The organism is Paraglaciecola sp. MB-3u-78 (assembly GCF_002835935.1).
Taxonomy (GTDB): domain Bacteria; phylum Pseudomonadota; class Gammaproteobacteria; order Enterobacterales; family Alteromonadaceae; genus Paraglaciecola.
Genome location: NZ_PJCF01000004.1, coordinates 839,577 through 855,767 on the forward strand (window position 1 = coordinate 839,577; position 16,191 = coordinate 855,767).

Genomic DNA, 16,191 nt, shown 5'->3' on the forward strand with positions numbered 1-16,191 from the left:
TAGTTAAAAATCAGCTACAGACCGGATGACAACACTATGGTTTGGTCATCACGTTTTGAGTAAATAATATTAAAATTGTTTTCAAGTGCAAACAATAACCCTTGAATATCACCCGCTTTGAAGTAACCCGCGACCCTTCTCTTTTTTACTTTTTCATCTGCTAAAGTAAAATTGATTGATGTATAACGGCTTATTTCCTTAAGTGCCTCAGCTAAAGGTTCACCGTGAAAAACCAACATCCCCTGCTGCCAGGCTAAATCACTCTGGATCTGCTCATTAGACACCGTCAATTCTTGAATTGATTGCTGACTAATAATTGCCTTTTGACCCGCATTCATTAACTCACCAGCCCCATCAAGTGGGTGGGACAACTCAGTAATAGTTGAAGTACCATTGTGCTGTTGTTTATTTTTGACTAACACTTTTCCATCAGTCACCAATAACTCTACATTTTTGGCGCTGGTTATTTGAACGTTAAATGCAGTTCCTACGGCGGTCACTGTATTATCACCAGCCTTAACAATAAATGGACGTAACTCATCATGGGCCACGTCAAAGTGTGCTTCACCACGAAGTAGATGTATATCTCTGCGAGTGTCAGAAAAATCAACCAAGATCGCACTATCAGTATTTAAGTGGATCAAAGAGCCATCTGCTAACGAAAGCTTGTGTTGTTCACCTACAGATGTTTCAGCATTCAGCACCAACAAGGATGGGTCGGCTATGGAAGACATCATTTGCGAGTTGACTAACCATACTAAACAGCTAACAAAAACTATGGCTAAGCTTGCAGCAATCCCAAAGGTTCTTTTGTTTGCAAATATATTCGTATGGCGTTCGTTATTGGCTCGTAATGGAAATAAAGTACTTAATTCATTTAATACACTTAGTTCGTCCCATGTTTGGGCAACATCAAATAGACATTGTCTATGTGTTTTACTGATATTCACCCAATCAGAAAATGCACTTTCCTCGTTCTCACTCAACCCACGGTCGAATCGACTAATCCATTCACAGGCTTGCTGTTGAATATCTTGCTTACTACTAAATTCCTGAACATTATTCATTTATTAACTGATTCACTGTGTTTTACTGCCGAAGCAGTTTGTTTCAAGTCAGAATTGACTAATCGCTGCAAATACAATGAACATTGCAATAACCCTTTCGCCACATGTTTTTCAACTGTGCTTTCGCTTAACCCAATATAACTAGCGATATCTTTCTGGCTCATGCCATAGACTTTTTTCAATAAGAAAACGCGTTTGACTTCAACAGATAATGTATCTGTGGCTCGGCAGAAATTTAAAAACCGTTCTTTACTTTCAACCTGACTTTCCAAACTCTTACTGGTTAAATCACTAGGCAAACTTTGCATATCATCTAGCGACTGGTTTTTTTGGGCGCTAGCTCTTGAAACATGATTAAGGGCTAGATTTTTAGCAGTTGTCAGCATATACGTTCTTTCGTATGTTATTTCTTGCTTTAGTTCAGCCTCATAACTTTTAACGAAGGTTTCTTGTACGATATCTTCAATATCATCACTGTGAACAATGCCACCGATCACTCTTATTAATTGAGTTCGGCATTTGAAATATGTCTGTTCTAGTGTCGATTTTCTTATCATTTTAGCTATATATGCTCTGTAAGGGGTTAATTACAGTGTTTGTTAATTTGTGACTTATTTAACATTAACACTTCACCAAAAGTCGAATAACATATAAGTCGCAATTGGGTTCTGGAGTAAATCATTAACCATATTCACTATCGGTAAATTGGCTTAGATGATCTGCATAATTGTACCAGTTGTTAATGGGTGTTGAACTCATTGGCCGCCTCACTTGGATATTACTTAAGGTTTTTACCACTTTATTGACCTCTGGGGACTTGGATTCAACCATTTGTGAAGGTAACCCACAAAATTCTAGGATATCTTTGATAGTCTGATCTTTATTTACAACCAGTTGTTCGTAACTAACTTCATGTATAAATTCAGGTAATTGAGTGTTCCAGAATGCCATCAAGTCTGCATACAAAGTGTGATATTGCTTAAATTCATTTAATGAACAAAGATAAGGTTCATTTTGAGCAAAATAATTTCGGTAAATAGATAAGGCTACATCAGGTAAATTGCGCTTAAGATGCAGTACTTTAGCATTTGGAAATAATTTGTAAATCAAACCTATTGACTGAAAATTGGCAGGTAACTTATCAATCACATAACCTTTACCATTTGCATTAACAGACATTTTTTGTAGGTATATTTGTGCGGCAGCATTTAATTGTTCACTACTGATGTTAATCATCGAGTAAGGATAATGTGATTTCGTTTTACTAAATAAAAAGGCTGCCACTTCACGGCTTAAATAAGGTACTTCACCAGCAGAGGAGATATCCTGATGCTCGGTTAATAAATGCTCAAGTAAGGTCGAGCCGGTTCTTGGTAAACCAAGAATAAAAATAGGTGTAATCTCAGTGAAAACGTTGTTTTTGGCGGAGCAACTGCATATTGATAAAACATGTTCTGACGCGGTTGTTTTAACTTCTTGGAAAAAACTTTTCAGCTCAGATGTTTTAAAATTGCAAAGCTCAATTTGAAGTAGATTAGCACGTTCAAAGTGATGCCAGGCTTGATGGTAGTTTTGTATGCCATGGAATACATTACCCAGAGCATAATGAAGAGCGGTTGCCTCTTGAGATGTAATGTTTATTTGCTTTAAGCGCTCTTCAAGTAAAGGTAAATATTGATCGGAGTGACTCTCAAGGCGAGTGAGTTCTAGCAGTGCATATGATGCGATTGGATCTGTTGTTAACTGAATAACCGTTCTAAAGGCATATTGCCCTTTAGCTAAATCTCCCAAAATGATGTATTGCAGACCCAAGTGGTAATGGACCATTGCATTGTTGGGCAAATGATTTGCTGCATACTCCAGTGCGGTTAACCCATCAATTTCAGAATTGACCCCATTAAATGCCTCAGACAAGTGGATGAGGGGAAACGCTTCATTAGGTAACAACTCACAACTCTTGGTCAGAAAAGACACGGCTTTGTCAAATTGTTGAACTTCCAAAGCTATGACACCCATGCCTAAATAGGCCTTACCACATTCTGGATGACTGATTATTGCTTGCGTATATAAACGTTCAGCTTGTACTAAATCACCCATTTTAAAAAAATCTGCAGCTTGTTGTAGTTTTGACAAACTCTTCAACTTAACCATAATAAAAAGAATTTAAAAATGGCCCTACCGATTAGGTAAGGCCGTTATACTTAAAAGTTATAGTTTGCACTTATGTAGTACAGACCACCATTAAAGCCCATTGGTGAAGTCTCGTAATAGACACCGCCCCAATTGTTATTAGGAATACCTTGATCTGCAGGAATATTAATTCTTTCTGCTTCTTGATCAAACACATTCTGAGCACCAACACTCACTGTAATAGCATCACTGAACATATAACTTACCTCAATATCAACAGTTACAGCAGCATCGGCGGTAATAGCAGTAGCATCATAGTCAACATGTACACCTTGATATTCGCCGTAGTAGTTTGCCCGCGTAAACATCGAGACATCATCCCATGATTGAGCCCAAGTAAACGTAGCTCGATGATTAGGTAAGTCTTCTTCTAGGCGTTTAACCTTAAAGGCACCGGTGATTTCAGAAAATTTAGTAACTTCTGTATCGTTCCAGTTGTAAGCAAGGCTAAAAGTAGAGCTACCATCAAACAAGTCTGCAGAATAGTTTGCCACCACATCAATACCTTGTGTAGTAGTGTCAAAGTCATTAGTAAAGAAACTAACTTGTTGGAAACTGTCTATATTCGGCTCGATGGCTCTAAGAGCATCCTTATCTTCTGCTGTTAAGTTGATTTTATCAGACTGACTAAGACGATCTGATACTTCAATATGGTAGTAATCCACCGTCATAAAGAAATCGCCGTCTTGATAGACGCCACCTAATGTATAACTATCTGATTCTTCGGGCTGTAACTCAGTACCACCTAATTGAACTGCAATAGGGTTAGTTGGCGCTAAAAGCGCTGAATCCACTAACACACCCCCATCCAAGTTGGTTTGCACGTTACTCACATTGGCTTGACCAACAGTAGGAGCGCGGAATCCAGAACTGATTGAACTACGCAATGACAACTCATCAGTCAGATGGAACTGAGCAGATATTTTATAATTGGTGGTAGAACCAAAGGTATCATAATCTTCAAAACGTAACGCACCACCTAATAATAAATCTTCAGTCACTTGGGCTTCCAAATCGACATAAGCGGCGTAGTTTCTTCGGGTTGAAACACCGGCATCATCTGGCTTGAAGCCAGGAAAACCGTTTGAGCCAATACCAAAGCCTTGTGAAGTCAATGGTCCAGCAGTAAATGAGGCTACATCACCTGCTACTACTTCATATGATTCCTCATGCCATTCTAAACCACCAGCAACATTTACGTCTTCATATAAACCAGCATCAACTAATTTAACTAAATCGAAGTTAAAGTTTTTCTCAAGCTGGATATATTTACCAGGGCGAAAATCGCGCGGCGTAGTCGGCCCCAAAGAAGCGTTAAGGGTATTGTAAATAACATACTGAGACTCACTACGTCCCACAGAGCCACTTAAGTCATATAAAACACCATCGGCAAAACCGTCTCTGAATTCGCCTTTTGTGCCTATTGTTAAAGATGTATCGGTAATATTACCGCCAAAGTTAGGAGTAAAACCTTCAGGGATCAGTTCATTAAACGCAAAACAATTCGCATCATTTTGTACGCCATCGATATAGTTTTGTTGAGATGTCACATTCGCAGAGGTGATAGGGATAACTGGGCAATCAATGCCATCGCCTTGCCCAAGGCCAGTATTAACTTGGCCAACTGGACCAGGTGTTAAATCGCCCACAAGCAAAGTAGAACCACCATCTAAGGAATATACTGTGCCACGTGTATGAGGGTTTCTGTAGTAAAACCCGCCACGCACATCTCGCTCAGAATAGTTACCAAACATATAAAATTCTTTACCGTCACCTAAGTCCAGACCAACGTTACCAAAGATAGTGATATCGTCGTTGATCTCGGGAGAGCCCCAAATTTGCGCGGGATTAGCCACATCCAAACCTGCAGCACCAAAGGCTGCAGCATCGGGACGTTGTACACTTCTACTAGTAGCGTCGGCATTTTTATATTGAAAACTGACGTTAGCAAATCCGTCATCTGTAAATGGCATACCTAAATTACCAGAAACTTCAGTGGAGGCGCCGTCACCTTCATAATACTCACCACGACGAACCGATAAAGTACCGCCGTCGGAATCATCTTTCAGAACAAAGTTCATTACGCCAGCAATAGCATCTGAACCATACTGCGCAGCAGCACCGTCACGTAACACTTCAACCTGTTTTATGGCAATGCTTGGGATAACAGATATATCAGGACCTTGTGCTCCATCATTAATACCGCCACCTAGAAACGCGATAACAGATGAACGATGGCGCCTTTTACCATTCAACAGAATTAAAGTACTGTCGGCGGGCAAACCACGTAAGTTTGCTGGGCGAACGAGTGAAGCCGCATCACTAATGGGGTTCGTATGCACATTTAAAGAAGGCACTGTTCCTTTTAAAATTTCTAACATGTCAGTATTGCCTGACTTTGATAACTCGTCAGCACCTATGATGTCTATAGGTACAGGTGAGTCAGCAATAGAACGAGGAGCCGCTCGTGAGCCAACGACGGCAATTTTTTCGTAACTATTATCATCATCATTTACTTCTTGAGCAAATACAGGTGATACAGATACAACACTAGCTGCTGCAGACGCCGCTATGATATAACGAATGCTTTTACTAAGTTTTGTTTTTGATGTTCTCATAATTTTTTTCCAGCTTAATATTTTTATAATGCTTAATGGTTAAGGTAATAAAGTACAAACCTTGAAAAGTCCATTAAGTGCTTGATGTCCATTAAATGTTTGTGTGTCCATTTGACGCCCACAAAAAACGAGCGCAAACAACTTATAAACCTGAAATGCGTTAAAAACAAACAAAACACAGAAAATAAAAAATATACTTTATTTGATAGAGGATTTTAGTTTTTGCTTTGTCTATAGAGGCTAGGAGACATTTTGTTGAAGGCTGTAAGCTTTGAAATGTCTCACATTGAAGTGTTAGTTATTAAATGTTGAATGCCATAAATGGTTATAATGTTTTCTAAAATAAAAAACCACTCGTTTTTATGCGAGTGGTTTTTAAATATTAACTAAATGATTTAATAAGTGAATCTAGCTTGTACGTACCAAGTCCCACCATTAAAACCAAATGGACTTGATTCTGAATACAATTGACCAGAACCTAATGCACCAGGGTTTTCTTGAGGGTAGGTATCAAGAAGGTTATCAACACCAGCAACAAACTCGAGTTGGTCGCTGAATTGATAAGCAACTTGTACATCAATTAATACTTCTGCACCAATTCCGTTTACACCATTTCCAGTATCATCCCATCCTCCGAAATAACTTGCACGTAACAGTGTTCTGTAATCACCTTGGGTGTGATTCCACGACACATTACCTCGAATATTAGGTAGTAAATCTTCAAGTGCTGCAACTCGACCTGTACCAATAGGATTTACCGTGCCGAGGCTGTCTACTTCAGTTTTATTATAATTAGCAGCAATTGTGATACCAGAGTCACCGCCCATAAATTCGAAGTTGATGTTACCAACCACATCTATACCCGTAGTAGTGGTATCAAAGCTGTTAGAGAAAAACCTAAATTCAGCTAAGTCATCTAGCCCAATAAAGTCATTGCGATCGATAACACCTTGCGCATCCAAACCTGTTAGAGCTGCGGATACTGAGGTGTAATTAGCTCCGGTAGTGTCAGTAAAATTAAGAGCATCAAGAAAGTCTACATTAGCACCAAGGGCAACACGATTTGTTAACTCAATATTGTAGTAATCAATTGTCCAAGAAGTGTCTCCGACATTAAAGCCAACACCGATTGAGAAGTTTTTAGCATCCTCTGGACCCAATTCAGGTCGACCATTTCCTTGACTTTGTATGAAGTTAGCACCCAATTGTCCTGCTGCCGAAGACAGCGGCAAAGTACCTTGGTCAACTAGTACACCTGCAACGTTTTGCGTCGTAACGTTGGTAATATTGGCTTGACCCGCCGTTGGAGCATGGAATCCAGTCGAAATGGCGCCTCGAATTCGAATGTCATCAGTTACATGATAAATACCTGCCACTTTAAAATCGGTGGTATTTCCAAATTCACTAAAATCTTCAGCTCTAACAGCGGCTTGAAGTGTCAATTTTTCTGTAATATCGGCCTCAACATCAACATAAAATGCGGTACTGTCTTGTGATGAAGTAAATGACGCAGGGAAACCACCAAAACCATTCGAGCTTGATGAGAAACCTTGACTAGCAAGAACACCTAGTTCGAAAGAAGCAGCGTCACCGGCAAAAAGGTCAAACTCTTCTTCTCGATACTCTGCCCCAAATGCAATGCTTAGGTCAGAATCAAAACCCACATCTAAATCATAGACTAAGTCTAAATTAAACTGAGTTTCTGTTTGTTCCTGGCCACCTGGTACAAAATCTCTAGGTGTGTCGGGACCCATAGAAGCATTAATAGTATTGCGGATATAGAAATCTGTTCTGTTCGAGCCTTGCTGTGCACTCAAATCATAACGTAGGCCTGAACCTACATTGACTTCACCACGAACACCAACAGCAATTGATTGATCTTCATTAGTGCCACCAAATCTAGGCACAAAACCACCTGGAATAGTTTCAATAAATGAGAAGCAATTATCGTCTGCAGTCACCTGTGCAAGAAAAGTTGGATCGGGCGTCACATTGCCTGCACCTCCGATAGGTATACCTGCGATACATGAACCACCCATGCCTAAACCATCAAGATCGCCTACTAATACAGAGTGAACACCCTCATCAGCTCTAAGACCAGTCAAAGGATCGACTGTTGGACCCGCGTAAACACCGCCGCGTTGTGAGCCTTCTGTAAGAGGGTTACGGTAGAAAAAACCACCGGTTACAGCTCTTTCTCCATAGTTACCAAATAGATAGACTTCTGCTTGTTCATTGATTTCAAATGCCGAATTGATAAACAGCTTAACGTCGTCTTCTACATCAGGCTGCCCCCAATACTGTGAGTATTCGCTTGTATAGCTATTTATTGTCTGAAAATCAGCGGCTGGCAAATAACCTGCATCAATCATACCTTGACTGTCACCTCTAACGACCGACCTTAGTGTACCTTCAACGTCTCGAATTTCAGCGGTCAAATTTACAAAACCAGAATCACCAAGGGGTAAACCTGCGTTAGCTGCTATTGTATAGTTATTACCGTCACCCTCATAAGTAGATCCATAACGAGTTACAACTTCAAAACCTTCTGAGTCGTCTTTAAGGATAAAGTTGAGTACACCCGCGATAGCATCTGAACCATATTGTGAAGATGCACCATCTCGTAATACTTCAACCTGTTTTAATGCCATTGATGGAATGGCAGAAATATCAACCCCTTGAGCTCCATCAGAAATACCACCACCAAGGAATGAAATAATTGAACCTCTGTGACGGCGTTTACCATTCACTAACACCAAAACGTGATCTGGAGATAGTCCGCGAAGGTTTGCTGGTCTTACAATAGTGGCAGCATCGCTGATTGGCTGGCTATTGATGTTGAATGAAGGCACGGCGGTACGAAGTAGATCCTGTACATCCGCTGAAGAGTTCTGTCGAAAGTCTTCACCACTTATTATATCTACAGGGACGGGTGAATCCCCGGCTGAACGGTCCGTCATCCTAGTCCCTGTAACAATTATACTTTCTGTATTGTCAGCTTCTTGTGCAAATACCGGTGTTACCGATACTAGGCCAACTGCAGCAGATGCAGCTAAGACATAACGAATGTTGTTCGCAAGTTTACTTATTGAAGTTTTCATAGTTATTTTCCAGCTTAATATTTTTTATAATGCTTAATGGCCAAAGTGTAATGCACAAACCTTGAGGAGCCCATTAAGTGTTTTGTGTGTCCTGTTCACGCTCACAATGCAAAGCGCTGCTAATTTATATACTTGTAACTCATTAAAAACAAACAAATCACAGAAAATAAAAAAATATTTTTTTGATCCGAGCTTAGTTTTTACATTGTTTTTAGGGGATAAGGGACGTTTTTTTACTGAGGACTTGCGCTTTAGCTTTTTTTCGAAGGGTCTTGAGGTCAGTGTTTTACTTGTCAGGAAAGGCGATCTCACCCTCCCCGACACTTGTACTTATTTAGCGAAAACTGGTTTCACTTTTACTCCATAGTTTCATCAATAAAGACTCAACAGAAAGACTAGCGGCTAGGCCTAGTCTTTCTGGTAAACTTTTTTTCATACTATATTTAACAGTGTAAATTTTCTTATTTTCATTGGCTGCCAATATGTAATCGTCAGATGTTTGAATATCATCAACTAAACCCAACTCCTTGGCTTTAATACCGTACCAATATTCACCAGTGGCTACTTTAGCAATATCTAACGCTGGTCTTTGTGTTTGCACAAAGTCCTTGAACATGTGATGCACATCTTCAAGTTCAGCTTTGAATTTCTCTCGACCTTGATCGTTATTTTCACCAAACATGGTTAAAGTGCGTTTGAATTCACCTGCTGTGTGTTGTTCAAAGTCTATATTACTTTTCTTCAACAACTTATTGAAGTTGGGCAACTGGGCTATCACACCAATAGAGCCAATAATGGCAAACTTTGCTGCCAACACATGATCCGCGACACAAGCCATCATATAACCACCACTGGCGGCGACTTTATCTACCGAAATAGTCAGTTTGATATTTTTGTCTTTGATTCGTTGTAGCTGAGACGCTGCTAAACCGTAGCCATGCACTACCCCGCCTCCACTTTCAAGTCTCACTAACACTTCGTCTTCTGGCTTAGTTACACATAAAATAGCCGTGACTTCTTCCCGCAGATAATCCACCTCATGGGCGTCCATCGAACCAGAAAAATCCACAACAAAAAGTTGGCCCTTGCTAGGCTCATCAACATCTTTGTTTTTTTGCTCTTTTTTCTTGGCTTTCAGGGTCTTCTTTTGTTCTTTGTGAAATTGCTTAAGTTCGTCCTTGCTTAATAATTCTCCCCTTGCAAAGTCAGTGATCGACTCTAACTTGTCTGATAAAGAGCTAATTTCAAGATGACCTTTACCTTGTTTTTGTTTACTAACTAAACCAATGATACCGCCAAGCGCCAAAAGAATAGCCGCTACTATTGTTATCGCTTTAGCAATAAATAATCCGTACTCATATAAAAAATCCAACCGGGTGTACTCCTTAAAAGTATTTTCACATATATGGGGATAAACGAACAAAAAAAAAGCCAAGTGATTAACTTGGCTTTAATATATTCAATTCATTACATCTGTTATTGCTCAACCACTATCGTGTCTGGCGCTATAACAATACTTTGTCCATCACTAGCAAAAAATGAAACGGCTTGAGCGTGCATTTCTTCAGTCACATCAGCGCTAGCCGCTGGACTAAATAAAGAAAAGTGATCTCCAGTATTAAAATAAACGACACCACTGCCATTTGACGTTTGTGATACTTTTGATAACCCCATTAAATCAACAAGAGGTTGGCCTCCAGCTAATGGAAGTGACGTCACTACTGGGTTAACTTGATCTGGTAGTCCAACGGATCCATCATCGTTCACACCGCCTCCAACCAATAGCTGTACCAATAAACCAGTGGTCTCACTTAAACTCTGTGCATAGTTTACCGGGTCAGCTGAATCGAGGGCGGTTTGAGCAGCAAATCCAAATGCAGAGAATGTTGCATTAATAGCGGCTAATTGCTCTGCACTTATTGCCTGTTCAAAAGCAATAAAGGCTGGGCGTATTGCGTCTTCTAAAGACAGGCCATTAGCCGTTGCAAATGTCGCTAAAAAGGCAGCAAATTCCTCAGATGATGCTGCTAACAAAGAACCTCTTACTAAAGGTCCAAAATCTGCTGATTCTAAAATAAACGACGGTACTCCCCCCGCTGGCACATTTAACGCTGCATTTGAAAAGGCATACATACCATCAAAAGCGGCTAATTCATCACCTAAGGTTTGGTTGGCAATGGCTAAAGCTCCAATGCCAGTAATAGAACCCAAACTATGGGATATAAAATGAACCTTAGATAAATCCAAGTCAACTAATCCTGTGGTGTCAATTATTGCATTTAAGGACAATCTGAAAGCTAAAATGTCAGCTATGCTTTGGCGTGAATTGTCTCTGCCTGTTAACAAACTAGAAAAGTTTAAGTAATCAGTTAGAGAAGGGCTAGAAGCATTAACTACGGTGCCATCATCTAATATAAAACCACGTTCTCCATGCAAAGGATGGTCTATGGAAGCAGTAGCAAAACCGCCTAGAGACAATGCAGCCGATAATGCTAATACATTTTCTTTGCCACCGGTAATACCATGCATAAACACCACTACTGGCCAACCACTTTCTGGCTTAGTTATAGCAGGGATAGCCCCGCCAGTTACAGCCGATAAAGTGGCAATAACAGATTCATCTGGCACGGTAAATTGAACAGCAACAGACTCAGTGCCCGCTTCATTGTATAAAGTGCTTATATCATCTATCTGTCGTCCCTTCGCCAGCGGAATTGGATTTACTTTGGTTAAATTTCTAGGATCATCCATACCTAAACTAGTCAGGTCTAAGTCATATAGCTGACGTTGTGAAACCAACTGACAATAATCATTATTTGCTCCCACTTGTCCAGCTACAAGCAAGTTAGTGACGTTTTCTTCACCCAAAGCCTGCAACGTTGCACCACTTGTACAGGCGGCCTTCCACCAATCAGTTAACGGGGCAGTTGTACTTAAATAGTAAGGTAAATCCACATCGCCAGAAACGATACTGGTCACACAATATGGACCAGCAATCGCAAAAGTTTCAGAAGCTGTCTCAAACAAGGGGGAACCACTACCCGCGGTTATCGCCGCCATCAAACCTGAGCATGTATTTAAACCAACAGCAGTTAAAGCCGCCAAGTCAGTTGCAGGTAACAAAATGGGTGCCAATGCTTCAAATGCATTAGCTGCAGAATCAGGCAATACTGTGTTGATATTTGGCAAATATTGAGAGGCAAAGGTTTTAGCCATTTGGTCTGCCGTAGCAAGCTCAGCGCCTCTCGCTAATGCCTGTTCAAAAGCACCAGCGTATGTTTGAGCGTAAGAGGCAATATTTATTTTCTTAACTGTGCTAACTACGTCACCTACAGATTGCGTAGAAAAATAAGCGGCATAGGAAATATCATTAGTTTCCAAACCTGCTGGTTGAAGCACATTCACAAGGGAGTTTACTAACCCTTGTAACTGCAACAAATCAGCTGAACCGAGAGGATTAGTATTAATATTTTGACGGGCTAACTCCCAAGTAATTGAGCCTTTTACAATCCTACCGTCCATTGCAGTCAAATCATCAGTAACAACCAACATATAACCCTGAGAAGACTTAAAAGGTTTAAGAGGTACTACCGATATTGCACCAGAACCCGGAGTATATGACGCCACAAAATCCACACCATATTCAACCTCTTCACCTAAATCACATGGTACACCGGGTGCACCAATTTCGGCGGCTAAGGTTTGACAAACAGCAGAGTCTCCCTCTAACGCTTGAGTGGCCTCAAAGATCCTGATGGAACTTGCTGATACAGAACTTGGGTCTATATCCATGCCTTCAGGCAAGGATACTCTAATAGAGAAAGGGTATTGAGTAGACCAACCATCAAGTGCACTTAAGGCGTGTTGAGGGTTACCAGAATCGAAGGTTTCCTCACCTTCAGTATTCAAAGTGAAATCAAAAAAGTTTCCATTGGGAATCATCAAAAAATCGTTGGGGATGTTTAAATCTCCAGTTGCTGGATTGAACACCACACGCACATAGGGCTCTTCTAATACAACCTCTTCTGCCTCTTCAACTGTTGTAAGCTCTGGCGTGTTTCCACCTAGACATCCAGATAAACCAACCAGCGTTATAATGCTAAGACTTAGCAAACTTTTTTTCATTACTATTCCTCTGTATATGAGATTTGTGATTGTTGTTATTAAACAATCACACTTAAAATTTATTTTAAATAATTTATTATTCGTAAACATCCAAGTCATTTATGGCTTATATCTTCCGCATAAGCTTATAAATTCAAGGTTCAAACTCCCTTCGGGATAACTATGCAAAATTATCAACCAAAAGAAAACAGTTAAGAGAAAAAATCTAGCCTTTATTCTATTGATACATTGAGGATTTAAGTGGTTTAACTAATGATATATCTGTTTTTTAGTCAAAAAAAAGCCAAGCGTTAAGCTCGGCCTTTTAATTTAATTGCATTACATCATTTAGTTTTCGACTACTGACGTATCAGAAACAACTATGTTTGTGCCACCAGAAGCAATAAATGAGACTGCCTGACTTTGCATTTCTGTTGTGGTTGCCGCACTAGGGGTTGGACTTAGCAATGACGAGTGGCTGCCTGAAATAAATCTTACAACACCACTTCCTTCAGAAGAGGTTGAGACTTTAGGCAAGCCCATAATATCAGCTAATGGCTGTCCACCTACTAAAGGCAATGAAGTAGTAATTGGGTTTACTTGATCAGTCAGCGCGGTGCTGCCGTCATCATTGTTTCCTCCACCTACAACCAACTGTACTAATGTTGGAGTTGTACTGGTTAACTCGGCGGCATAACTAATAGGATCTGCAGCATCGGTAACCGTTTGCGCAGCGAAAGAAACAGATGTGAAACCAGCATTAATTACTGCTGCTTGTTCAGCAGTAATGACTTGCTCAAAAGCTAAGTAAGCTGGACCTATGGCAGCTTCAGCAGATACCCCATTTTGTTCAGCAAAGGCCGTTAGGAACTCCACAAACTCAGGTGAGGTCGCAACTAATAGTTGCCCTTTAATTATTGGGCCAAAAACAGCTGAATCAAACGAACCTGCGCTGGTTCCTCCAGTGGGTACATTGATATTAGCCGTTTTAAATGCATACATACTATCAAATGCGGCTAAATCGCCAGCTAAACTTTTATTTGCTAACGCAACAGCACCTGTTCCATAAATGGCACCTAAACTCTGGCCGATAAAATGTACTTCCGCTGTATTTAAGTCGACTAAATCTGTTGAATCATTGATGGAATTAAGCGCTAATCTGAAAGCCATAATATCAGCGATACTTTGACGACCATTATCTCGTGTAGATAATAGGATCAAAGAGGTATAGCCGGCACTGTCAAAAACATCCTCACCAATTGTAATGATTCGATCACCATGTAGTGGGTGATCAATTGCCGCGGAAGCGTAACCAGCCATAGCTAAGGCTGATGCAACTAATAAGGCATTACTTTTTGATTGGCCTAAACCATGTTGAAACACCACCACTGGCCAGCCTCCAGCTGGTTTAGTTTGCGCAGGCACAATACCACCAGTTGCGGCAGATATCATGGCGATAACTGATTCGTCAGGCACAGTGAAAAGTACGCTAACAGCTTCAGTACCCGCTTCATTATATGAGGTATTTACATCGTCTGTTTGACGGCCTTGTAAAGCAGGAATAGGACTAAATTTAGTGATATTCCTTGGATCTGTCATACCTAAACTAGTTAAATCTAAATCAAATAAGGTTCCGCCTGAAGCTACCTGACACCTTGCATTGTTAGGACCCACTTGACCTGCTTGAATTAACCCTGTCACTACTTCAGTGCCAAGGGATTGTAAAGTAGCACCACTTGTACATGCGGCTCTCCACCAATCGTTGGCTGGGTTAGTCGTACTTGAGTAGTAAGGCAACTTTACCTCACCTTCGACTATTGTTGATGAACAAAATGGCCCTACTTGAGAAAAGGTGGCAGTAGCGGTAGCATTTAATGGAGAAGCAGGATCTGAAACAGCAGCAATAAGTCCATCACAAGTATTTAGGCCCACAGCTTCTAATCCAGCTAACTGATCAGCACTAAGTAACAATGCAGAAAAGTTTTCAAATACGCTATCCACACCTGTTGTTAATTCGGTAGTAATGGTCGGTAAATACTGTGATGCCACAGCATTGGCTGTGGCTAAATCTGCACCAGTAGCTAAGGTCGCCTGAAACGCTTGAGCATAGGGCGCGATATTTAATTGTTTCACAGTATTTAACGCATCTTCAGTCGATTGTGTTGAAAAATACGCTGCGTATGAAATATCAGCTGTCGCTAGTCCTACAGGCTCCAATACATTCACTAAGGAATTAACCAAACCTTGCAATTGCAGCAGATCATCAGAGCCTAAAGCATTAGTTGTTATATCTTGGCGAGCAAGCTCCCACGTAATAGAACCTTTTACTGCTCGACCGTCAGTTGACTTTAATTCTTCAGTGACAACCAACATATGGCCCTGCGAGGACTTCATTGGTTTAAGAGGGATGACGCTAATAGCGCCTGTACCTGAGGTATAAGAGGCAACAAAATCGACACCGTAGATCAATTCTTCGCCTAATTCACATGGCACACCTGGTGCACCAATAGACACAGCTAGCGCCTGACAAGTGTCCGAAGTACCTTCCAAGGCTTGTGTCGCTTCAAAGATTCTAATAGATGAACCAGACACAGATGCAGCATCAATATCCAAGTCATCTGTTAAGGATACTCGAATAGAAAACGGCATATGTGCAGACCAGCCGTCCAGCGCACTAAGAGAATGCAGCGGATTAGCAGGATCAAATTCATCACTACCTTCAGTATTAAGGGTGAAATCAAAAAAGTTTCCGCTTGGGATCATCAAAAAGTCGTTAGGCACATTTAAATCAGCAGTTGCCGGATTAAACACAACCCGAACAAACGGCTCTTCGAGCACTACTTCTTGAGTTTCGTCTGTTACTGTGACATCTCCAGGTAGATCACCTCCACAAGCTGATAATCCAAATAGTGTGATTATCCCTGTACTTAATAGTGTCTTTTTCATTATCCTGCCTCTATTTTGTTTTAATTTTCATATCGTAAGTTATTGTAATTGAGATCATTAATAAATTTTTGTAGTTAATATGTTTAAATTTTGTTTCAATGGTGTGACCAGTTATCGTGTATACAATACTATTGCCTTTCTAGTCTGTTTGTAAAGCCTATATAT

At 40.5% G+C, this 16,191-nt stretch carries 8 protein-coding genes; all 8 read right to left on the bottom strand.

Annotated elements, in window-relative coordinates; translation table 11 throughout:
- Positions 1–14: 14 nt before the first annotated feature.
- Positions 15–1,067 (bottom strand): FecR family protein, encoded by a 1,053-nt coding sequence (locus CXF95_RS10540; protein WP_101198608.1) that lies wholly within the window; start codon positions 1,065–1,067, stop codon positions 15–17.
- Positions 1,064–1,624, bottom strand: coding sequence for an RNA polymerase sigma factor (locus CXF95_RS10545; RefSeq protein WP_101198609.1), 561 nt, complete (start codon positions 1,622–1,624; stop codon positions 1,064–1,066). The genes CXF95_RS10540 and CXF95_RS10545 overlap by 4 nt, the downstream gene beginning before the upstream one ends.
- A 124-nt stretch (positions 1,625–1,748) precedes the next feature.
- The gene (locus CXF95_RS10550) at positions 1,749–3,200 is read right to left on the bottom strand and encodes a sulfotransferase (protein ID WP_232787759.1); all 1,452 of its coding nucleotides are present in this window, start codon (positions 3,198–3,200) and stop codon (positions 1,749–1,751) included.
- Positions 3,201–3,268: 68 nt separating this feature from the next.
- Complete coding sequence (locus tag CXF95_RS10555) at positions 3,269–5,875, bottom strand: TonB-dependent siderophore receptor (RefSeq protein WP_101198611.1); 2,607 nt, start codon at positions 5,873–5,875, stop codon at positions 3,269–3,271.
- A 395-nt stretch (positions 5,876–6,270) separates the two neighbouring features.
- Entirely contained in the window at positions 6,271–8,976 is a 2,706-nt protein-coding gene (locus tag CXF95_RS10560; protein WP_101198612.1) for a TonB-dependent siderophore receptor, read from the bottom strand.
- Positions 8,977–9,310: 334 nt separating this feature from the next.
- On the bottom strand, positions 9,311–10,348 hold the full coding sequence (gene sohB / locus CXF95_RS10565) for a protease SohB (RefSeq protein WP_101198613.1): 1,038 nt from the start codon (positions 10,346–10,348) through the stop codon (positions 9,311–9,313).
- A gap of 104 nt (positions 10,349–10,452) precedes the next feature.
- On the bottom strand, positions 10,453–13,101 hold the full coding sequence (locus tag CXF95_RS10570; protein WP_101198614.1) for a VolA/Pla-1 family phospholipase: 2,649 nt from the start codon (positions 13,099–13,101) through the stop codon (positions 10,453–10,455).
- A gap of 327 nt (positions 13,102–13,428) precedes the next feature.
- Positions 13,429–16,026: a VolA/Pla-1 family phospholipase gene (locus CXF95_RS10575; RefSeq protein ID WP_101198615.1), complete on the bottom strand. Its 2,598-nt coding sequence runs from the start codon at positions 16,024–16,026 to the stop codon at positions 13,429–13,431.
- Positions 16,027–16,191: the final 165 nt, after the last annotated feature.